General features: G+C 65.2%; 15 protein-coding genes. 7 read left to right on the top strand and 8 right to left on the bottom strand.

Annotated elements, in window-relative coordinates; genetic code table 11:
* Nucleotide 1: 1 nt before the first annotated feature.
* Nucleotides 2–634 carry a type IV pilus modification protein PilV gene (pilV, locus tag AC07PT_RS06570; RefSeq protein WP_494656180.1) on the bottom strand — a complete coding sequence of 211 codons (633 nt, stop codon included), beginning with the start codon at nucleotides 632–634 and terminating at the stop codon, nucleotides 2–4.
* 255 nt (nucleotides 635–889) lie between these two features.
* Here pilV and dnaE point away from each other — a divergent pair, with 255 nt between their 5' ends.
* The 7 genes from dnaE (at nucleotide 890) to AC07PT_RS06535 (ending at nucleotide 13,152) form a co-directional block, all read left to right on the top strand.
* Nucleotides 890–4,402, top strand: coding sequence for a DNA polymerase III subunit alpha (gene dnaE, locus AC07PT_RS06565; RefSeq protein WP_492349075.1), 3,513 nt, complete (start codon nucleotides 890–892; stop codon nucleotides 4,400–4,402).
* Between the two features lie 133 nt (nucleotides 4,403–4,535).
* Nucleotides 4,536–4,904, top strand: a complete 369-nt coding sequence (clpS, locus tag AC07PT_RS06560; protein WP_494656179.1) for an ATP-dependent Clp protease adapter ClpS — start codon at nucleotides 4,536–4,538, stop codon at nucleotides 4,902–4,904.
* 57 nt (nucleotides 4,905–4,961) lie between these two features.
* Nucleotides 4,962–7,298, top strand: coding sequence for an ATP-dependent Clp protease ATP-binding subunit ClpA (clpA, locus tag AC07PT_RS06555; RefSeq protein ID WP_492349074.1), 2,337 nt, complete (start codon nucleotides 4,962–4,964; stop codon nucleotides 7,296–7,298).
* A gap of 172 nt (nucleotides 7,299–7,470) precedes the next feature.
* Nucleotides 7,471–7,698 carry a hypothetical protein gene (locus tag AC07PT_RS06550; RefSeq protein WP_492349073.1) on the top strand — a complete coding sequence of 76 codons (228 nt, stop codon included), beginning with the start codon at nucleotides 7,471–7,473 and terminating at the stop codon, nucleotides 7,696–7,698.
* 479 nt (nucleotides 7,699–8,177) lie between these two features.
* Nucleotides 8,178–10,394 carry a hypothetical protein gene (locus AC07PT_RS06545; protein WP_494656178.1) on the top strand — a complete coding sequence of 739 codons (2,217 nt, stop codon included), beginning with the start codon at nucleotides 8,178–8,180 and terminating at the stop codon, nucleotides 10,392–10,394.
* A gap of 37 nt (nucleotides 10,395–10,431) precedes the next feature.
* The gene (gene sbcB, locus AC07PT_RS06540) at nucleotides 10,432–11,874 is read left to right on the top strand and encodes an exodeoxyribonuclease I (protein WP_494656177.1); all 1,443 of its coding nucleotides are present in this window, start codon (nucleotides 10,432–10,434) and stop codon (nucleotides 11,872–11,874) included.
* A gap of 36 nt (nucleotides 11,875–11,910) precedes the next feature.
* Nucleotides 11,911–13,152 carry a cystathionine gamma-synthase family protein gene (locus AC07PT_RS06535; RefSeq protein ID WP_494656176.1) on the top strand — a complete coding sequence of 414 codons (1,242 nt, stop codon included), beginning with the start codon at nucleotides 11,911–11,913 and terminating at the stop codon, nucleotides 13,150–13,152.
* Nucleotides 13,153–13,188: 36 nt separating this feature from the next.
* Here the strand turns inward: AC07PT_RS06535 and AC07PT_RS06530 are convergent, their stop codons facing one another.
* The 7 genes from AC07PT_RS06530 to upp form a co-directional block, all read right to left on the bottom strand.
* Nucleotides 13,189–14,460, bottom strand: a complete 1,272-nt coding sequence (locus AC07PT_RS06530) for an amidohydrolase family protein (RefSeq protein ID WP_494656175.1) — start codon at nucleotides 14,458–14,460, stop codon at nucleotides 13,189–13,191.
* 39 nt (nucleotides 14,461–14,499) lie between these two features.
* Nucleotides 14,500–15,423, bottom strand: a complete 924-nt coding sequence (locus tag AC07PT_RS06525) for an ABC transporter permease (protein WP_492349058.1) — start codon at nucleotides 15,421–15,423, stop codon at nucleotides 14,500–14,502.
* The gene (locus AC07PT_RS06520; protein WP_494656174.1) at nucleotides 15,420–16,481 is read right to left on the bottom strand and encodes an ABC transporter permease; all 1,062 of its coding nucleotides are present in this window, start codon (nucleotides 16,479–16,481) and stop codon (nucleotides 15,420–15,422) included. The genes AC07PT_RS06525 and AC07PT_RS06520 overlap by 4 nt, the downstream gene beginning before the upstream one ends.
* On the bottom strand, nucleotides 16,478–18,046 hold the full coding sequence (locus AC07PT_RS06515) for an ABC transporter ATP-binding protein (RefSeq protein ID WP_494656173.1): 1,569 nt from the start codon (nucleotides 18,044–18,046) through the stop codon (nucleotides 16,478–16,480). The genes AC07PT_RS06520 and AC07PT_RS06515 overlap by 4 nt, the downstream gene beginning before the upstream one ends.
* Entirely contained in the window at nucleotides 18,039–18,983 is a 945-nt protein-coding gene (locus AC07PT_RS06510; protein WP_494656172.1) for a 5'-methylthioadenosine/S-adenosylhomocysteine nucleosidase, read from the bottom strand. Before AC07PT_RS06510 ends, AC07PT_RS06515 begins: the two co-directional genes overlap by 8 nt.
* A complete protein-coding gene (locus tag AC07PT_RS06505; RefSeq protein WP_494656171.1) occupies nucleotides 18,983–19,987 on the bottom strand; it encodes a BMP family protein in 1,005 nt (334 codons plus the stop codon). Before AC07PT_RS06505 ends, AC07PT_RS06510 begins: the two co-directional genes overlap by 1 nt.
* A 92-nt stretch (nucleotides 19,988–20,079) precedes the next feature.
* Nucleotides 20,080–20,709 (bottom strand): uracil phosphoribosyltransferase, encoded by a 630-nt coding sequence (gene upp / locus AC07PT_RS06500; RefSeq protein ID WP_492349053.1) that lies wholly within the window; start codon nucleotides 20,707–20,709, stop codon nucleotides 20,080–20,082.
* Nucleotides 20,710–20,956 lie beyond the last annotated feature (247 nt).

Below are 20,956 nucleotides of genomic sequence, written 5' to 3'. Positions count from 1 at the left end.
ATCAGGTGTTACCGGCTGTCACGGGGATCATGATGATGGGCCGCGTGCTGGCCTGCACGGTGACCGCCGAGCCCGTGTCGCTGCGATCGGTGCTGGTCTGGGGCCAGGCAAGCTTGATGTAGGCCACAAAGTCGGTGCCCGTGCCATTGCAGCCCCATTGCGGCAGGTTGTTGCTGTCGTAAGGCAAGTTGTCAAAGCAGATCTGTACCTTGGCACCTGGCAATTCGGCGTTTACACGCGCCAGCCACTCGGTCATTTCGGCGTTGGCAATGTCGGTGGCGCTGGTACAGCCCGTGCCGCTGTTGCTCACACTGAGGCAGTAATTTGCGGTGGGCGGGGTCAAGGTGCCGCTGAGGTCCACGAAGTAGGGGTTGTTGGTGGTGAGCAAGGCCTGATTCTTGTTGCCTCGCATCATTTCAGCCATCTCGCGGGCCAGCCCTGCTGCCGTCGAGGCCAGCCTGGCTTGGCGGTTCGCCTGCAGCGAAAACGACTGCATGCCCACCATGCCCAACATGCCGAAGGACAGCACAAAAATGGCCACCAGCACCTCCAGCAATGAGAAGCCACCCTGTGCGCGACCGCTGGCAAGGCGGCGGCAAGGGTGATGCAAGCGGGAGAACATCGGGGCGGACATGAGTTTTGTAACTTGAATGATCAATGGATTACTACCGATACCAAATTTAACATTGCCAGTGAAGATGGTTCAGATCTGGTGAATCTAGGTGATGATTGGTAAATATTGAACGATGAGTGGTTGCTTGTGCCGCTCGTCGGTATCGAGCGGTCAGTGGATCGTTCGCGAGGCTTGGAACCCGTCAGTGCCGGTCTGGTGCAAAGGATTTGTGCTGCCAGGCCCGTGCCCTGGGGCGGCCTTTCCTACAATGGCCGGATGTTTGTTCACCTGCGCCTGCATTCCGAGTTTTCCGTGGTCGACGGAACCACCCGCATCGATGAGGTCGTCAAGCTGGCGGCCAAGGATGCCCAGCCTGCCCTGGCCCTGACGGATTTCAACAACCTGTTCGGCGCGATCAAGCTGTACAAAGAGGCCCGCGGCAAGGGCGTCAAGCCCATCATCGGGGCCGAAATCGTGCTGGAAGGCACGCCGCAGGCCCCTGCCCAGGTGTCGCGCATGCTGCTGCTGGTGCAGAACCGCCAGGGCTACCTGAACCTGTGCGAGTTGCTGGCCCGGGGCTGGACGCGCAATGTGCACAACGCCCAGGCGGTGTGCACCCGGGACTGGCTGGCCGAACTCAATGAGGGCTTGATTGCCTTGTCAGGGGCCCATTCGGGGGCGGTGGGGCAGGCCCTGCTGCGCGGCGATGAAGGCGCGGCGGCCGACCTGGCTTTGCAGATGGCCAGCGTGTTTCCGCACCGTTTCTACATGGAGGTGCAGCGCGCCGGCCGCGCCGAGGACGAGGCCCACGTGGTGGCCGCAGTCAAACTGGCGGCGCGCCTCAAGCTGCCGGTGGTGGCCACCCACCCGGTGCAGTTCACCGGGCCGGACGACTTTGAAGCCCATGAGGCGCGGGTCTGTATTTCAGAGGGTGAAATCCTGGCCAACCCGCGGCGCGTGCGCAAGTTCACGCGTGAGCAGTATTTCAAGAACTCCGAGCAGATGCAGGCCTTGTTTGCCGATCTGCCTTCGGCGCTGCGCAACACGGTCGAGATCGCCCGCCGTTGCAGCCTGTCGCTGGTGTTGGGCAAGCCCCAACTGCCCGACTTCCCCACGCCCAACGGCATGCCGATTGCCGAGTACTTCCGCTTCGCCTCGCACGAGGGGTTGGAAGAGCGTCTGAAACTGCTGTTCCCGAAGGCCGAGGAGCGAGATGCCCAACGCCCACGCTACGTGGAGCGGCTGGAGTTCGAGCTCAACACCATCCTGAAGATGGGGTTCCCGGGTTACTTCCTGATCGTGGGCGACTTCATCCAGTGGGCCAAGACCCACGGTTGCCCGGTGGGCCCGGGCCGGGGTTCGGGGGCCGGCTCGCTGGTGGCCTATGCGTTGAAGATCACCGACCTGGATCCGCTGCAATACAACCTGCTGTTCGAGCGTTTCCTGAACCCTGAGCGGGTGTCGATGCCTGACTTTGACATCGACTTCTGCCAGGGCAACCGCGACCGCGTGATTGATTACGTGAAGGACAAGTACGGCAAGGACGCCGTGAGCCAGATTGCCACCTTTGGCACCATGGCGGCCAAGGCGGCCATCCGCGACGTGGGGCGCGTGATGGACATGAGCTACACGTTTTGCGATGGCATCTCGAAGCTGGTGCCGAACAAGCCGGGCATGTCCTACACCCTGCAGTACCCGCCGAACCCCAAGAAAGAGGGCGACAAGAACAATTACGCCATCGAACTGGAGCCGGTGCTGGCCGAGCGCATCCAGAAAGAAGAAGACGTCAAGACCGTCATCGAGATGGCGCAGAAGCTCGAAGGCATGACCCGCAACATCGGCATGCACGCCGGGGGGGTGTTGATCGCACCCGGCAAGCTGACCGATTTCTGTGCGCTTTACCAGCAGCCGGGCAGCGAGTCGGCCGTGAGCCAGTACGACAAGGATGACGTGGAGGCCATTGGCCTGGTGAAGTTCGACTTCTTGGGCCTGGCCACCTTGACCATCCTGGAAATTGCGCGCGAATTCATCATGAAGCGCCACAAGGGCCAGGAGAACTTCAACTTCGAGACCATCCCGCTCGATGACCTGCCCACCTACCGCCTGTTCCAGGACGGCAAGACCGAGGCGGTGTTCCAGTTTGAAAGCCGCGGCATGCAGGGCATGCTGAAAGACGCCAAGCCTTCGCGCCTGGAAGACCTGATTGCACTCAATGCCCTGTACCGTCCGGGCCCGATGGACCTGATCCCCAGCTTTGTGGCCCGCAAGCACGGTCGCGAAGAGGTCGAGTACCCGCATCCGCTGGTGGAGGCGGTGCTGTCCGAGACCTACGGGATCATGGTGTACCAGGAGCAGGTGATGCAGACCGCCCAGGTGCTGGGCGGCTACTCGCTGGGCGGCGCCGACTTGCTGCGCCGGGCCATGGGCAAGAAAAAGGCCGAGGAGATGGCCGAGCACCGCCTGATCTTCCGCGCCGGTGCGGCCAAGAATGGTCTGGACGAAAAGAAGGCCGACGAAGTCTTCGACTTGATGGAGAAGTTTGCGGGTTACGGCTTCAACAAGTCGCACGCGGCCGCGTACTCCCTGTTGGCCTACCACACGGCCTGGCTCAAGGTGCATTTCACCGCCGAGTTCTTCTGCGCCAACATGACCGTTGAAATGGACGACACCGACAAGCTCAAGGTGTTGTACGAAGACGGCGTGAAGATGGGCATGAGCTTCGAGCCGCCCGATGTGAACCGCGGCCGGTACCGTTTCGAGCCCGTCACCAACACCGTGATCCGTTACGGCCTGGGGGCCGTCAAGGGCACGGGGCAGTCGGCCATCGAGGCGATGGTGGCCGCGCGTGAAGAGGGCGGCCCCTTCAAGAGTCTGTTCGACTTTGCGCTCCGTGTGGACCGCAAGGCCATCAACAAGCGCACGGTCGAGGCCCTGATCAAGGCCGGTGCTTTCGATGCCATCGAACCGAACCGGGCCGCGCTGGTCGCTTCAATCGACCGGGCCTTCGAATTTGCCAATGCCACGGCGGCCAACGCCAACCAGGGCGGCCTGTTCGACATGTTCGGCGACGATGCGCACGGCTCCAGCACGCAGGAGCCTGGGCTGGTCGAAACGCTGCCCTGGGGCATCAAGGAACGGCTCACCTACGAAAAGACGGCGGTGGGCTTTTACCTCTCGGGCCACCTGTTCGATGAGGTGGCCACCGAGGTGCGCCGCTTTGTCAGGCGGCAGATCGATGAACTGGCCGACAGCCGGGATCCCCAGATGGTGGCCGGCATCGTGAGCGACCTGCGCGTCATCAATGGCCAGCGCGGCAAACTGGCGATCTTCAAGCTGGACGACAAGAGCCGCACGATCGAGGCCACCGCCGATGAAGCCTTGATCAATGCCAACAAGAACCTGCTCAAGGACGACGAGATGATCATCGTCAGCGCCAAGTGCCAGCCCGATCGGTTTTCGGGCGGGCTGCGCCTGCAGGTGGTGCAGATCTGGGACCTGGCGTCAGCACGCTGCCGTTTCGGCAAGCATTTGCAGGTGGTGGTCAACGGCCGGGCGCCCGACATTGCCCGGCTGCTGCGCGAACACCCGCCGCGCCTGGAAGAGTCCGAATCCGGCACCCTGGAGCGCGGCATGGACATTCGCCTGCAAGTGCTGCGCGAAAAGGATGGCATGGCCGTTTCGGCCGAGTTGCACCTCGGCGAGGGCGCCCGCTTTTTCCCCAGCGATGCCGCTTTGGCAGGTTGGACAGCGCAGGCCCATGAGGGGCAGGCCCGCATCATTTACGACTGAGCCGGCTGACGAACCCGCAGAGTGGCGGTTGAGGGCGAAATTTTTTCATTTTGTGAAAAATCAGCCCTTGAAATGTCCACTCGTGGGGGCCAATTGCCCTTTGAACCCTCGGGCCCCCAAGACCGTCATTAGAATGAAATTCATGGCAACGAAATCACCTTCCAAACCCGCTGCACCCAAGCTGGCGCCGCCGGAGCATGGCGGCGGCGATTCCGTGGTGCTTGAGCGCTTGACGCAAAAGGTCAAGCCACCACAGATGTACCAGGTGGTCATGTTGAACGACGACTACACCCCGATGGAGTTTGTGGTCCTCGTGATCCAGGAGTTTTTCAACAAGGACCGTGAAAGCGCGACCCAGATCATGCTGAAGATCCATCTCGATGGCAAAGGCGTCTGCGGCGTGTATTCGCGGGACGTGGCCGCCACCAAGGTGGATCAGGTCATGGATGCGGCCAACAAGGCTGGTCATCCGCTGCAATGTGTCAGTGAGCCTGTTGAATAAATGGCTTTCGATCCGATTTAAAGTTCAACCACTTAAAGCAAGGCAAAAGGAATTCACATGATTGCCCAGGAATTGGAAGTCAGTCTGCACATGGCCTTTGTTGAGGCCCGCCAGCAGCGCCACGAGTTCATCACCGTGGAGCACCTGCTGCTCGCCTTGCTCGACAACCCCAGCGCCGCCGAGGTACTGCGGGCCTGCTCAGCCAACATCGACGATCTGCGCAAGTCCTTGACCAACTTCATCAAGGACAACACCCCTCAGGTGGCCGGCACCGATGAGGTGGATACCCAGCCCACACTGGGTTTCCAGCGCGTCATCCAGCGCGCCATCATGCACGTGCAGTCCACCGGCAACGGCAAGAAGGAAGTGACCGGCGCCAACGTGCTGGTCGCGATCTTCGGTGAGAAGGATTCGCACGCGGTCTACTACCTGCACCAGCAGGGCGTGACCCGTCTGGACGTGGTGAACTTCATCGCCCACGGCATCAAGAAGGGCGAGCCGCCGGAACCCGTCAAGGGCAATGACCAGCCGCAAGCCGAGCAGGAAGAGGGCGGTGAGCGCAACGAGAAGGCGTCTCCGCTCGAACAGTTCACGCAGAACCTCAACCAATTGGCCAAGGACGGCAAGATCGACCCACTGATCGGCCGCGAGTACGAGGTCGAACGGGTGATCCAGATCCTGTGCCGTCGCCGCAAGAACAACCCTCTGCTGGTGGGTGAAGCCGGCGTGGGCAAGACCGCCATCGCCGAAGGCCTGGCCTGGCGCATCACCCAGGGTGACGTGCCCGAGATCCTGGCCGAGGCCATTGTTTACTCGCTGGACATGGGCGCCTTGCTGGCCGGCACCAAGTACCGTGGCGACTTCGAGCAACGCCTCAAGGGGGTGCTCAAGACGCTCAAGGAAAAGCCCAACGCCATCCTGTTCATTGACGAAATCCACACCTTGATCGGTGCGGGTGCTGCCTCGGGCGGCACACTGGATGCCTCCAACCTGCTCAAGCCGGCACTCTCCAGCGGTCAGCTCAAGTGCATTGGCGCCACCACCTTCACCGAGTACCGTGGCATCTTCGAAAAAGACGCCGCCTTGTCGCGTCGTTTCCAGAAGGTTGACGTGGTCGAGCCCACTGTGGACCAGACCATCGAGATCCTCAAGGGGCTGAAGTCGCGCTTTGAAGAGCACCACAGCGTCAAGTACGCGGCGGCCGCCCTGCAGGCTGCGGCTGAACTGAGTGCCAAGTACATCAATGACCGCCATCTGCCCGACAAGGCCATCGACGTGATTGACGAAGCCGGTGCTGCCCAACGCATCCTGGCCCCGTCCAAGCGCAAGAAGACCATCGGCAAGACCGAGGTCGAAGAAATCGTGGCCAAGATCGCGCGCATTCCGCCGGCCAATGTCTCCAACGACGACCGCGGCAAGCTGCAGACCCTGGAGCGCGACCTCAAGAGTGTGGTGTTCGGTCAGGACAAGGCCCTCGAAGTGTTGGCCTCGTCGGTCAAGATGGCTCGGTCGGGCCTGGGCAAGGGCGACAAGCCGATTGGTGCCTTCCTGTTCAGCGGCCCCACCGGTGTCGGCAAGACCGAGGCCGCCAAGCAGCTGGCCTACATCATGGGCATTGACCTGATCCGCTTCGACATGTCGGAGTACATGGAGCGCCACGCCGTGAGCCGCCTGATCGGTGCGCCCCCGGGCTATGTGGGCTTTGACCAGGGCGGTCTGCTGACCGAAGCCATCACCAAGAAGCCGCACGCGGTATTGCTGCTCGACGAAATCGAAAAGGCGCACCCGGACATCTTCAACGTGCTGTTGCAGGTGATGGACCACGGCACCTTGACCGACAACAACGGGCGCAAGGCCGACTTCCGCAACGTGATCCTGATCATGACCACGAACGCGGGCGCCGAAACCATGAACAAGGCGACCATCGGCTTCACCAACCCGCGTGAGGCGGGCGACGAGATGGCCGACATCAAGCGCCTGTTCACGCCTGAGTTCCGCAACCGCCTGGATGCCATCGTGGGCTTCAAGGCCCTGGACGAACAGGTCATCCTGCGCGTGGTCGACAAGTTCTTGCTGCAGTTGGAGACCCAACTGGCCGAGAAGAAGGTGGAAGTCACCTTCACCGACAAGCTGCGCAAGTACCTGGCCAAGAAGGGCTTCGATCCGCTGATGGGCGCGCGTCCGATGCAGCGCCTGATTCAGGACACCATCCGCCGGGCCTTGGCCGACGAACTGCTGTTCGGACGCCTGACCGACGGTGGCCGCCTGACGGTCGACCTCGACGACAACGCCGAAAAGCCGGATGTGGTGCTGGACATCCAGCCCCTGCCCAAGAAGGAGCGCGCCCCCAAGGCCGAACCCACGGAGCCGGAAGAGGCCGCCGCTGCAGATTGAGCTGCGCCAGCCACCAGAGGCTGACCTCAACAAGGCTGACCCAGGAGCGATCCGGGTCAGCTTTTTTGTTTTCTGCGGGTACAGAATGAACAGTTGGCGTTGATTTTGGCGAATCGGCCTGTGAGCATCAAACCACTTTGCTGCTAACAGTCCCTTTCACCAAGGAATCGCGATGTCATCTCGCCCCATGTCTTTGAGTTCCGAAGCCGGCCCGGCCAGCCCACGGCGGCGCTACGTCCAGTGGGCCGACACGATTCGCCTGCTGGCCGGCGTGGGCGTGATCGGCTCCAGTGCGGTGGGGCTGCTGGCCTATGGCGGGCTGCAATTGCCCGCAGGCTCGGATGCGATCGGGGCTGTGGTGCTGATGGTGGTGGCCCTGGTGTTCGTGGTGCGTCGATGAGTGCGCCTGACGGCAATCCGATCGACATTTTGTGCATCGTCATGGCCTTGCTGGCCACCCTGGTCCGTCTTTTGCGAATGCTTGTCGCCCCCATGGATCGCGAGCACAGCCTTGACGTGGCGCGGCTGATCAGCTGTACCTCGTGCCCGGCCACGTTGGAAAGATCCCCATCGACCCCATCGACCCCATCGGCCAACAGTTGAGACGGTCATCCCAGGAGATGTATCACTGCGTAAGGGCTGAAATCTGTCAGATCGAGACGCTTCACGAACTCCTTGAATGACAAGCACTTGCCGGGACTCGGTGCTCGTTGGCGCCAGGCTCTGTAGCGGCAGCCTACGCTTTGACACACCTCTGCCGGTGCCACGCCCCCCCGACTCCTAGACTGCCCGGCTTTCAGGCCAGGGCCTGGATGTTCGGGGTGCCTTGCTCATGCGGTGCCAAGGTGCCTCTTGTGGGCGATGACGGCTGGGCTGTTCATGCATTGGTTTTCTTCTCTCCTGGCGGCGTTGCGTCGCATTGTGTCGTTGGGCCACACGGTGGGCTGGGCCGGCTTGGCCCTGGGCTTGCTGTGCTGTCAGCCTGCGCTGGCTTGGGCGGGGGCCGCGGGGGTCTCTTACCAGCTCTACCTGGACAGTGATGGTCAGCCAACGGGGGGCTGCACGGAGGCTGCTGCTGGCGCAGGAGGCGGTTCCTCAGGTTTTGAGTTCCGTCTGCAGGTGGCGCTGGATGCGCAGGGCGAGCCCCTGCCAGCGCGTTGGAGCGTCTGCCAGGCCGGCGCCTTTGTCGAAGTGACGCCGTCGCCGCCCATTGATGTGCTGGCCAGCAGCACCCTGTCAGGCCCTGGCGGGCTGGAGGATGTGCTGGACCTGGCCGTGCCCTGGGCTTTGCTGGGTGACGCCACGGCGGTGAGGGTGAGGGTCAGCGCCGGGGCCGATGTGCTCGACTCGGGGACGGGCGGTGCTACCGGGGCCATCTGGCTGCTGCGGTCCGAGGCCAACAGTGGGCCGGCCCCTGGTTCCGGGTCGGTGCAGGCCGTTCCGGCGCTGCAGCCTGTTCTGCAAGGGGTTTTGATGTTGGGCGTGGTGCTGGTGGCCGCGTGGGCTTGGCGCCGTGGTGGCCCAGCGGTTCTGGCTGTGGGGGGGCTGTGCCTGTTGTTGGCGGCGACGCCTTGGCAGGCCCCGGCCTGGGCCGACCAACCCCTTGAATTGCCCGCGGTCGGTGTGGATGCGGCTGGCGATGTGCCCGCCGGCAGCCCTGATTTGCTGAGCTTGCAGGCCCAGACCCGCCAAGACACGCTGTACCTGCGCTTGCGCTCCAGGGGCAACAACCATGCGCCGACCTGGCAGCCGGCAATCCCCCCTGTGCAATACGGGGTCGCTGGGCAGACCACCGAGCTGAAGCTGCAAGCCCTCGACCCTGACGGCGAGGCCTTGCGCTGGCAATGGCTGGGGCCGGTGCCAGCAGGGATGAGCCTGCAGCCCGACGCACAGGCCGTCTCGGGGGTCTCGGGCGCCACCGTGACCGCCCGCTTCGATCAGCCCGGCCGCTACAGTGCCCAATTGCTGGTGTTGGACGCCGCTGGCGCAAAGGCGCTGGCCGTGCTGGCCTGGGAGGTGGCCCCGGCACCGCGTCAGCCCGACCCCGACGCGGGCCACTGTGGCGTTCTGGGCGGCGGTGGTCTGAGCACCGGCGGGGTGGACCAGGCCAGTGTGTCCTATGTCACGGCCATCGACTACATCACGCTCAAGCAGCACCTGGATCGTCTGGAGCCCTACATCCATGTGCCTGCCGGCGTGACCATCGACATCCCCAACCGCAAGTATGCGGTGGTGCTGCACCGAGGGCAGACCTTGTTTGGCGATCGCGGCCAGGACGGGCAGCCGGGGGCCTTGCTGCGCGTGGCCTACGAAGACGAGCAGCCGCACGAGTGGGCCGTGTTCAGCCTGGACACAGGTTCCCGCATCAGTGGCCTGCGCATCGAAGGGCCCTACCAGGCGGCCAACACCGCCAACAACACCATCGGCCTGCAACTGGCGGTGGACGCCCTGGACATCGAAGTCGACAACTCAGAAATCTACGGCTGGCCCTGGGCTGCGGTGTCGGTCAAGGCCTCGCGCCAGGCCCGCATCCATCACAACCACATCCACCACAACATCAAATCCGGGCTGGGCTACGGTGTGGTGGTGCAAAACGGCCGCACCTCGGCGGACATCGCCTGCAATGTGTTTCATTTCAACCGGCATGCCGTCGCGGGCTCTGGGCAGAGTGGCGAGCGCTATGAAGTGCACCACAACCTGGTGCGGCCCGGCGGCGGGCGCGATGCCTACCATCAGGTCGACATGCACGCCTACCCCAACACGACCCAGGCCGGGGCTTTCCTCGATATCCATGACAACTGGTTTGACTATGGGCAGTACGGGACCATGAGCCGGGTGGTGATCGGCATCCGTGGCATCCCGACCGATGGGCCACCGGTGATCTATGGCAACGTCTTCAACCAGCCCTACCACGTCAGCTCGACCCAGGACAGCATTTCGCTGACCCTGAACCCCACGCCCACCGAGGCCGATCTGGTGCGTGACAACCGCTTCAAGGTGGCGTTCTCGTACCGCCGTGAGGGCGACAAGTGTGTGCTGGGTTGGCTGGGCCAGCGGCAGACCGTGTCTTGCAGCAGTGTCGACCTGGCCCCTTGAGCCTGACGGCCCTGCGCAGCAAGGATAATGGGCGCCCATGTCGCATACCTTCCTCTGGCACGATTACGAAACCTTTGGCGCCAACACCCGGCGCGATCGCCCGGCCCAGTTTGCGGCCATCCGCACCGATGCCGAACTCAATGAGATCGGTGCGCCGCTGATGCTGTATTGCCAGCCCGCGCCCGACTACCTGCCCGACCCGCAGTCTTGCCTGATTACGGGCATCACCCCACAGCTGTGCCTCGAAAAGGGCCTGCCTGAGCATCAGTTCGCGGCGCAGATCGAGACCGCCTTCTCAGAGCCGGGTACGGTCGGCGTGGGGTATAACACCATCCGTTTTGACGATGAGATCACGCGCTTCATGTTCTGGCGCAACCTGATCGACCCCTATGCGCGCGAATGGCAGAACGGCTGTGGCCGCTGGGACCTGCTCGATGTGGTGCGCATGGCCTATGCGCTGCGCCCCGAGGGCATCGTCTGGCCCACCAAGGAAGACGGCAGCCAGAGCTTCAAACTGGAGCACCTGAGCGCCGCCAATGGCCTGCAGCACGAGGCTGCCCACGATGCCTTGTCCGATGTGCGTGCCACCATCGCGCTGGCCCGGCTGATCCGCGACAAGCAGCCGCGTCTGTTCGACTTCTGCTTCAGCCTGCACAAGAAAGACCGTGTGGCCGCTGAGCTGGGCTTGCCCACCTCGCCGCAAAACGCCAAGCCTTTTTTGCATGTGTCGGGCATGTTCCCGGCCGACCGGGGTTGCCTGGCCGTGATGTGGCCCCTGGCCACCCACCCGACCAACAAGAACGAGCTGCTGGCCTGGGACCTGGCGCACGACCCCAGTGAGCTGGCCATGTTGGACGCTGCCACCGCCCGGCAGCGCCTGTTCAGCAAACGCGATGAACTGCCCGAGGGGGTGCATCGCCTGCCCGTCAAATCGGTGCACTTGAACAAGTCGCCCATGGTGGTGGGGCAGCTCAAGACATTGCGTCCCGAGATGGCCCAGCGTTGGGGCATCGACCTGGCCCAAGCGATGCGCCACGCGGAAAAGGCCTTGGCCCTGCCCGACCTCAGCGAACTGTGGAAGAACGTGTTCCACCGGCCTGCGGACGACCAACCCACCGACGTGGACCAGGATTTGTACGGCGGCTTCATCGGCCCGGCCGACCGGCGCCGCTTGAACCAGCTGCGCGCCCAGTCGCCCGAAGAGCTGGCCACCAGCCGCACGGGTTTTGATGACCCACGCCTGGGTGAACTGCTGTTCCGCTACCGGGCACGCAATTTTCCGGCCACGCTGTCAGGCGCCGAAGCCCAGCGCTGGGAGCAGTTGCGCACCGCCCGCCTGTTCGAAGGTGAGGGTGGGGCGCGCACCCTGGAGCAATTGTTTGCTGAGATCGATACGCTCTCCGAGACCGCGGATGAGCGCGGCGAAGCCATCCTGGGCGCCTTGTACGATTACGCCGAACACATCGCCCCCGAGTTCTGAGGGCTTCACCGTTTTCCCTGTTTTTTGACCCCTGCCATGACCGATACCCACTCCAACGGCTTCACCACCCAGATCGTCCATGCCGACCGCCGCGGCCACGTGGAGCACGGTGGCGTGCACAAGCCCGTGCACAACTCGGTGCAGTATGGTTTCGACCGCGTCGAAGACCTGATCGCCGTGTTCCAGGGCACCGCCAAGGGCGGTTTCAACTATGCCCGCCAGGGCACGCCCACCACGGCTGCGCTGGAAGCCAAGCTCACCCAGATGGAGCAAGGCCTGGGCAGCATCAGCTTTGCCACCGGCATGGCGGCCATCTGCGCCGTCTTCCTGACGCTGCTCAAGGCGGGTGACCATCTGGTGGCCAGCCGCTTTGTGTTCGGCAACACCAACAGCATTTTCGGCACCCTGGCCGACCTGGGCATCCAGGTCAGCACGGTGGACGCCACCGACGCGGCCCAGGTGGCCGCGGCCATTCAACCCAACACCCGCATGGTGTTTGTCGAGACCATCGCCAACCCAGGCACCCAGGTGGCCGATCTGGCCGGCATCGGCCAACTGTGCCGCGACAAGGGCTTGCTCTACGTGGTCGACAACACGGTGGCCTCGCCCTACCTGTTCAAGGCGCGCAGCGTGGGGGCTGGCCTGGTGATCCACTCGCTGACCAAGAGCATCGGCGGCCACGGCAACGCGCTTGGTGGTTCGGTCACCGACACCGGCTTGTTCGATTGGGCCGCCTACCCCAACATCTTTCCGCCCTACCGCAAGGGCGATGCCAAGGGCTGGGGCCTGCAGCAGATCCGCAAGAAGGGCTTGCGCGACATGGGGGGCACGCTGTCTTCGCATGCGGCCAGCCAACTGGCCACCGGTGCCGAGACCCTGGCGCTGCGCATGGACCGCACCAGCGCCACCGCCCTGGCCCTGGCGCAGTGGCTGGAGCAGCACCCTGCGGTCGCTCGTGTGCTCTACCCCGGCCTGCCGTCGCACCCGCAGTACGAGCGCGCGCGTGAGCATTTCAAGGCCGGTTCGTGGCTGCTGTCCTTCGAACTCAAGAACGCTGACGACTGCCTGGGCCTGTGCAACCGCCTGCAGCTGCCCATCAAGGCCACTGGCCTGGCCGACACCCGCACCCTGATCATCCCGGTGGCACACACCATTTTCTGGGAGGCCGGCGCCGAGGTGCGTGCCGGCATGGGCATTGCCGACAGCATGATCCGGCTGTCGGTCGGCCTGGAAGACGCCGAAGACCTGATCGCCGACTTCGCCCAGGCCCTGGGCTGAGTTTCCACGCAGGCAAGGGGCGGCTGAGGCCCCAGTTCAGCTCCGGAAGGCCGTGCTGTCCGGTCGACCTGCCAGTTGCAACTGACTGATCGCCGGTTGGGCCTGCGCAATGCAGCGGCCACGGCGATAGACGCGCAGGCGGGGCGGGCGCAGCCGCAGGGCTTCGACGGGGTCGGTGGCATCCAGCAGCACAAAATCGGCATGGCAGCCTGCGGCGAGGCCGTAGTCCTCCAGGTGCAGCAGGTGGGCCGGCGCCGTGGTCACGGCTTCGAAGCACTGGCGCATGGCCGCCTGGCTGGTCATCTGGGCCACATGCAAGCCCATGCTGGCGACCTCGAGCATGTCGCCCGAGCCCAGGCTGTACCAGGGGTCCATCACGCAGTCGTGGCCAAAGGCCACGGTCAGGCCCGCCGCCAACTGTTCGGGCACCCGGGTCATGCCGCGGCGTTTGGGGTAGCTGTCGTGGCGCCCTTGCAGGGTGATGTTGATCAGCGGGTTGGCCACCACGCCCAATTGGGCCTCGGCCATCAGGGCCAGCAGCTTGCTGACGTAGTAGTTGTCCATGCTGTGCATGGAGGTCAGGTGCGAGCCCGTGACCCGGCCGTGCAGGCCCAGTCGATGCGTTTCACAGGCCAGGGTCTCCACATGGCGTGACAGCGGGTCGTCGGATTCGTCGCAATGCATGTCGACCAGCAGGCCGCGTTCTGCCGCCAGCTCGCACAGCAGCTTCACACTGTCGGCACCGTGGGCCATGGTGCGCTCGAAGTGCGGAATACCGCCCACCACCTCAACCCCGAGGTCCAAGGCACGCTTCAGGTTGTGGAGGGCGTTGGGCGAGCGCAGCACGCCGTCCTGCGGGAAGGCCACCAATTGCAGGTCGAGGTAGGGCGCCACGGTCTTTTTCACCTCCAGCAGGGCTTGCACGGCCAGCAGTCGGTCATCGCAGACATCCACATGCGAGCGGATTGCCAGCAGGCCCTTGGCCACAGCCCAGTCGCAATAGCTCAGGGCCCGCTGCACGATGGCGTCATGGGTCAGTTGAGGCTTGAGTTCACCCCAGAGCGCGATGCCCTCCAGCAGCGTGCCGCTCTGGTTGATGCGCGGCAGGCCGTAACTGAGGGTGGAGTCCATGTGGAAGTGGGCGTCGACAAAAGGCGGGCTCAGCAACCGGCCCTGGCCGTCCAGCGTCTCATGGGCGGGGGCCTGCAGGCCCGCGGCCACTTCGACGATGCGGCCGTTCTGTACCGCCACCGATTGGTCGCGGCGGCCGTCCGGCAGGTTCACGTGTTGGATCAGGAGGTCAAGCATGGGCAGTCTCGGTGGTGCAGGCTCGGCGCCGGGGCAGGCTCAGCGTTCGCCTTTGCGGTAGGGTTTCATCAGGGCCTGGGGATAACTGGCTTTGCGCGCCACCACCACCAGGGCCAGGATCGACAGGGCGTAGGGCAGCATCAGGTAGAGCTGATAGGGCAGGGCGCTGCCCCCTGCTTGCTGCAGGCGCAGCTGCAGGGCGTCAAAGAAGGCAAACAGCAGGGCGCCAAGCAAGGCCTTGCCGGGTCGCCATGAGGCAAACACCACCAGGGCCACGCAGATCCAGCCGCGCCCATTGACCATGTTGAAGAAAAAGGCGTTGAAGGCCGACAAGGTCAGGAAGGAGCCCGCCACACCCATCAGGGCCGAACCGGCCACGATGCCTGCCGTGCGGGTGCGGCCCACGCTGAGGCCCTGGCCTTCTGCGGCCTGGGGGTTTTCGCCCACCATGCGCAGCGCCAGCCCCGATGGGGTTCGGTACAGCCACCAGGCCAGGGCTGGGACCAGCAGCAGGGCCAGCAGGGTGAGCGGGGTCTGCGCCGACAGCACCGGAATGCCCAGCCCGTCCATGGCCGTGAAGGGCGTGATGGTGGGGGGCGTGTTCACCTTGGGAAAGCTGACCCGGTAGCCGTAGTAGCTGAGCGCAGTGGCCAGCATCGTGATGCCCAGGCCCGCCACATGCTGCGACAGCGCCAGGCCCACGGTGAGCGCGGCATGCAACAGGCCGAAGGCCGCCCCGGTCAGTGCGGCCACGGCCACGCCGCCCCACAGCGGCAGACCCAGGTAGACCGCCAGCCAGCCGGCGAAGGCGCCTGCGACCATGATGCCCTCGATGCCCAGGTTGAGCACGCCGGCACGTTCGCACAGCAGCACGCCCAGGGTGCCGAAGATCAGGGGCGTGGCGATGCGCAACACGGCCACCCAGAAGGCCGGTTGGGCCAGGATGTCGAACAGTTCGGTCATTTCAGGCGCACCCGGTATTGCGTGAGCAGGGTGGCCACCAGCACTGACAGCAGCGAGGCCGCCACGATCACGTCGGCGATGTAGGTGGGCACGCCCACGGCGCGGCTCATGCTGTCGGCGCCTACCTGCACGCCGGCCACAAAGATGCTGGCCACCAGCACACCCAGAGGGTGCAAGCCGGCCAGCATGGCGATCACGATGCCGCTGTAGCCATAGCCCGGTGACATGTCCAGCGTCACATAGCTGGTGCGCCCGGCCACCTCGACCGCCCCCGCCAGCCCTGCCAGTGCCCCCGACATCATGGCCACCAGCAAAGCGGTGCGTCCGGTCGCCACCCCGGCAAAGGCCGCCGCGCGGGCATTGGCGCCCGTGGCCCGGATGTCAAAGCCCAGCACGGTAAAGCGCATCAGCACCCACACCCCCAGGCACAGGGCCGCCGCCAGCAACAGGCCGGTGTGCACCCGGGTGCCCTCGACCAGGCGCGACAGCTCCAACTTGGGCTGCAGGGCCACGCTTTGCGGCCAGCCCAGGGCGGTGGGGTCTTTCATGGGGCCGTCCAGCAGGGCCGACACGCCCAGCAGGGCCATGAAATTGAGCAGCAGGGTGGTCACGACCTCGTCCACGCCAAGCCGGCTCTTGAGCAGCGCGGGCCCCAGCAGCAGCAGGGCGCCGGCCGCGGCTGCCGCCAGCAGCATCAGGGTGAACAGCAGCGGCAATGGCAAGGCCCAGCCGGCGCTGTCGTGCATGCCACCCACGGCCACGGCGGCCAAGGCCCCGGCATACAACTGGCCCTCGGCGCCGATGTTGAACAGCCGGGCCCGGAAGGCCACAGCGGCCGCCAGGCCGGTGAAGATCAGCGGGGTGGCGCGCGTCAGGGTCTCGCTCCAGGCGAACAGCGAGCCGAACCCCCCCTGAACCAGCAGGCCGTAGGTGCGCCCCACCGGGGCCCCGGCCCACAGCACCAGCAGGGCACTGATCAGCAGGGTGAAGGCGATGGCCCCCAGCGGGGCCAGCACATGGGCCAGGTGAGAGGCCTGGTGCCGTTTCTCAAGTCTCATGGGGTCTCCGAGGCCTGGGCCGCGACCGGGCCGCCGGCCATGGCCAGGCCGATGCTGTCGCGGCTCCAGTGGGAACTGGGGTGGGCCGGGCTCAGATGCCCGTGATGCATGACCGCGATGCGGTCACCGAGGGCCATGGCTTCGTCCAGGTCGTCGGTGATCAACAACACCGCGGCCCCTGCGTCACGGGCGGCCAGCAGCTGTTGCTGCACATAGGCCACGGCGCCGATGTCCAGGCCCCAGGTGGGTTGGTGGGCCACGATCAGGCAAGGCCCCTGTTGGGCGGTCTGGCCGGGCAGCGGCAGCAGGGCGCGGCCCAGGATGAGTTTCTGCATGTTGCCGCCCGACAGGGCCCGGGCCGGACTCAGGGGGCCGGCGCCGCGCACATCGAAGGCCTCGATCACCCGCTGGGCGTGTTGTCGCGCCACGGCACGGCGCACCCAGCCCCAGCGCGAGAACACGGGGTGCCGAAGCCGCTCTGAGACCGCGTTCTCCCAGACCGGCAGATCACCGACCACGCCCACAGCGTGCCGGTCCTCGGGAATCCGTGCCACCCCTTGGGTGACCAGCCAGGCAGGCGAGGCCTGCAGGGGCTGGCCCTTGAGCCAGACCTCGCCCTGGGCGGCGCGGCGCGTGCCACACAGCAGTTCGGCCAGCGCCAGTTGCCCGTTGCCTGAGACGCCGGCGACGGCCACGATCTCGCCCGCCCTCAATTGCAGGTTGACCTGGCTGAGGCGCTCGCGCTGACCGGCCGGTGTGCTGACGTTGCGCAATTCACAGGCCACCGGGCCAGGCGCCGCCGCGGGGCGCCGTTCGGGCGCTGAGACGGCGTGGCCCACCATCCACTGCGCCAGCTGAGCCTGGGTGGTTCCGGCAGCCGGGGCTTCGGCGACCAGGCGGCCGCTGCGCAGCACCGCTACCCGGTGCGAGACGCGCAGCACCTCGGCCAGTTTGTGGCTGATGAAGATCACTGACAGGCCCTCTCGGACCAACTGGGCCAGGGTGTCGAACAGGGCTTCGCTCTCTTGCGGGGTGAGTACGGCCGTGGGCTCGTCCAGGATCAGGATGCGCGCGCCGCGGTACAAGGCCTTGAGGATCTCGACGCGCTGGCGCTCGCCGACCGAGAGCTGGCCCACGCGGGCCTCGGGCTGCACGGTCAGGCCAAAGCGCTGACCCACCTGCATCAGGCGGTTCCGGGCCCGGGCCCGGGCCGACCAGGGCTGCCAAAGGGCTTCGGTGCCCAGGATCACGTTGTCCAGCACACTGAGGTTGTCGGCCAGCGTGAAGTGCTGGTGCACCATGCCGATGCCGGCGGCCAGGGCCGCGGCCGGATTGCCAGGGGGCAGGGGCTGACCGTTCAGGGTGATGTGGCCTTCGTCGGCCCGGTAGTGGCCGAACAGGATGGACATCAGGGTGGATTTACCGGCCCCGTTTTCGCCCAGAAGGGCCAACACCTCGCCTGCGTTCAGGCTCAGGGAGATGTTGTCGTTGGCCACCAAGGGGCCAAAGCGCTTGGTGATGCCCTGCAGTTGCAGCACCGGGGCGGGGCGGGGGGTGTCAGTCATGGAGGGCTGCCAGAAAGGCCAGCAGAACCCGCGCCGAATTGCCGGCGGCCAGCGTCATGAAGGTGTGCATTTCGTTTTCGCCCTCGCCGCCGCCCGCCAGATCGCTGAGGGAGCGGAACGCAATGAAGGGGACCTGGTTGCTGTAGGCCACCTGGGCGGTGGCGGCGCTTTCCATGTCGAGCACCTGGGCCTGGAAAGTATTGAAGGCGTATTCGCGCCAGGCTGTGTTGTCGACAAAGGCGGCGCCCGAAACGCCATTGCCGCCTACCACCACGCGGGGTGCCTGGCTCAGGCATTGCTGACGGGCATCGCAGCGCTGCAGCGGGGTCTGGGCGATGCGCTCGGCCATGGCCAGCAGGGCCGCATCGACTTCGAACCAGGCTTTGCGCTCGGTGCCCGCCTGGCGGCTGGAACGCACCTCGACCGAGCGCGGCACGAAGGGGCCGAAGCCCGGGCCGACCAGGTCGTCCATCCAGGGCGGGGGCTGGTAGTGGCCTGGGGTGGTTTCGCGGGCCAGCACCCCTTCGAGGTAAGGGGCCCAGCGGCGTGGAACAGCCACATCACCCACGTGCAGGGCAGGGTCGACACCGCCGGCGATGCCGCTGAACAACAGTCGGCGCACCTTGAAATGGTCCAGGGCGCGTTGGGTGTTCATGGCCGCATTGGTCATGCTGATGCCGCTGAGAAACAGCAGCACGGGCTTGCCCTGCAACTGGCCGGTGGTGAATTCGACCCCGGCGATCCGTTGCACGCGGGGCTGGCGCAGCTGCGAGCGCAGCAGCACCAGCTCGGGCTCGAACGCAGACACGATGGCTGTGCGCGGCACGCCATCGTGCCTGGGGGCCGCTTGCAGCGGCGCGGCGAGGGCGCCGGCCAGCAGGCCGGCCGTCAGCAAGCTGCGCCACCGAGGCACGCTGGGTGGGGCAGGCCGCCTCATCACTTGGCGCTGGACTTGGGCTGGCTGTCGTCCACCTTGACGGTGAACTTGCCGGACAGGATCTCGGCCTCGCGTGCCTTGACCTTGTTCATGATGGTGGCAGGCACTTTTTTCTCGAAGGTGCCCAGGGGCGCCAGCTCAGAGCCCTTGTGCTTCATCGTCGAGTAGGGGCCGTAGTCTTCGGCGGTGAATTTGCCTTCCTTGACCAGCTTGAGGGCGCGATCGATGCTGGGCTCCATGTTCCACAGCGCCGAGGCGACCACGGTGTCAGGGTATTTGTCCTGGGTGTTGATGACGTTGCCGATGGCCAGCTTGCCCTTTTCTTTGGCGGCATCACTGACGCCGAAGCGCTCGGCATACAGCACGTCGGCGCCCTGATCGATCATGGCAAAGGTGGCTTCCTTGGCCTTGGGCGGGTCAAACCAGCTGTTGATGAAGCTCACGCTGAAGGTCACCTTGGGGTTGACCTCCTTGGCGCCCGCCATGAAGGCATTCATGAGGCGGTTCACCTCGGGAATGGGGAAACCGCCCACCATGCCGATCTTGTTGGATTGGGTCATGGCACCCGCCACCATGCCGCTGAGGTAGGCCGGCTCTTGGATGTAGTTGTCGAAGACGCTGAAGTTGGGCGCCTGCGGCTTGCCCGAAGAGCCCAGCAGGAAGTAGGTCTTGGGTGAGTCTTTGGCCACCTTGCGGGCGGCGGCCTCGACCCCGAACACCTCGCCGACGATCAACTGGTTGCCACCGGCGATGTATTCGCGCATCACGCGCTCGTAGTCGGCGTTGGCCACGTTTTCGCTGGCCTTGTATTCAATCTCGCCACGGGCCTCGGCGGCTTTCAGGGCCTTGTGGATGCGGCTCACCCATTGCTGCTCGAAGGGCACGGTATAGATGGCCGCCACCTTGATTTTGGCCTGGGCCAGGACGGGCAACGAAACCGAAGCCGCGAGCGCGGTGGCTGCCACCACCAGGTGGCGGCGGGACGGGGCGAAACGACGGGACATGAAGGCTCCTTTTGGCAAAGTTGGCGGGGGTTGCAAAATTGAGCGGGCCCGGCAGGCCCCGGACGGCCCGTCGTGGCGGCCGTAGGCGGTATTTACTGGGTACCGAAGATGCGGTCGCCCGCGTCACCCAGGCCCGGCAGGATGTAGCCGTGGTCGTTGAGCTGGCGGTCGATCGACGCGGTGTAGATGGGGACGTCGGGGTGGGCGGCCTGCATGGCGGCCACGCCCTCGGGGCAGGTCAACAGGCACACGAACTTGATCGACTTGGGTTTCAGGGCCTTGAGCTTTTCAATCGCCGCAATGGCCGAGTTGCCGGTGGCCAGCATCGGGTCGACCACGATGATGTCGCGCTCGGTCATTTCCGAGGGCATCTTGAAGTAGTACTCGACCGGCTTGAGGGTGTCGGGGTCGCGGTACAGGCCAATGTGGCCGACCCGGGCGCCAGGCACCACGTTGAGCATGCCCTCCAGAATGCCGTTGCCGGCACGCAGGATGGACACGAAAACCAGCTTCTTGCCATCGATCACGCGGCCAGTGGTGGTTTCCAGGGGGGTCTGAACCTCAACGTCCTGCAACGGCAGTTCGCGGGTGATCTCATAGGTCATGAGGCTCGCCAGTTCGCCGAGCAGGCGGCGGAAGCTGTTGGTGCTGGCCTCGCGGTTGCGCATCAGGGTCAGCTTGTGCTGAACCAGGGGGTGGTCGATGACGTGGACGTTGCTCATGGTGTTGGGCTTGGGTGCAGTGAAAGGTCAGGGACGCCCGCCGGCAGCGCTGGCCGGACCGGGGTGATCAGTGCAAGCGCTGTGCCAGGATGGGGGGAAGACCGGTGGCATGGGGTGACAGGGCTCCTGCAGGGCTTGGCAAAGAGGGGCCGCTGTCGGGTGGCCTTGGGCCCAGGCGGACGCCGGGCCAGGGCGCACCCCCGCAGCGGGCGGTGGCTGGGGCAAAAGAATACCATGCAGGCGCACT

This window comes from Curvibacter sp. GW821-FHT09D12 (assembly GCF_059416245.1).
This window is presented reverse-complemented; position numbering and strand designations above follow the sequence as displayed.

Coding starts and splice junctions, on each gene's coding strand:
- pilV (WP_494656180.1), bottom strand. CDS start 634: ATGTCCGCCCCGATGTTCTCCCGCTTGCATCACCCTTGCCGCCGCCTT.
- dnaE (WP_492349075.1), top strand. CDS start 890: ATGTTTGTTCACCTGCGCCTGCATTCCGAGTTTTCCGTGGTCGACGGA.
- clpS (WP_494656179.1), top strand. CDS start 4,536: ATGAAATTCATGGCAACGAAATCACCTTCCAAACCCGCTGCACCCAAG.
- clpA (WP_492349074.1), top strand. CDS start 4,962: ATGATTGCCCAGGAATTGGAAGTCAGTCTGCACATGGCCTTTGTTGAG.
- AC07PT_RS06550 (WP_492349073.1), top strand. CDS start 7,471: ATGTCATCTCGCCCCATGTCTTTGAGTTCCGAAGCCGGCCCGGCCAGC.
- AC07PT_RS06545 (WP_494656178.1), top strand. CDS start 8,178: ATGCATTGGTTTTCTTCTCTCCTGGCGGCGTTGCGTCGCATTGTGTCG.
- sbcB (WP_494656177.1), top strand. CDS start 10,432: ATGTCGCATACCTTCCTCTGGCACGATTACGAAACCTTTGGCGCCAAC.
- AC07PT_RS06535 (WP_494656176.1), top strand. CDS start 11,911: ATGACCGATACCCACTCCAACGGCTTCACCACCCAGATCGTCCATGCC.
- AC07PT_RS06530 (WP_494656175.1), bottom strand. CDS start 14,460: ATGCTTGACCTCCTGATCCAACACGTGAACCTGCCGGACGGCCGCCGC.
- AC07PT_RS06525 (WP_492349058.1), bottom strand. CDS start 15,423: ATGACCGAACTGTTCGACATCCTGGCCCAACCGGCCTTCTGGGTGGCC.
- AC07PT_RS06520 (WP_494656174.1), bottom strand. CDS start 16,481: ATGAGACTTGAGAAACGGCACCAGGCCTCTCACCTGGCCCATGTGCTG.
- AC07PT_RS06515 (WP_494656173.1), bottom strand. CDS start 18,046: ATGACTGACACCCCCCGCCCCGCCCCGGTGCTGCAACTGCAGGGCATC.
- AC07PT_RS06510 (WP_494656172.1), bottom strand. CDS start 18,983: ATGAGGCGGCCTGCCCCACCCAGCGTGCCTCGGTGGCGCAGCTTGCTG.
- AC07PT_RS06505 (WP_494656171.1), bottom strand. CDS start 19,987: ATGTCCCGTCGTTTCGCCCCGTCCCGCCGCCACCTGGTGGTGGCAGCC.
- upp (WP_492349053.1), bottom strand. CDS start 20,709: ATGAGCAACGTCCACGTCATCGACCACCCCCTGGTTCAGCACAAGCTG.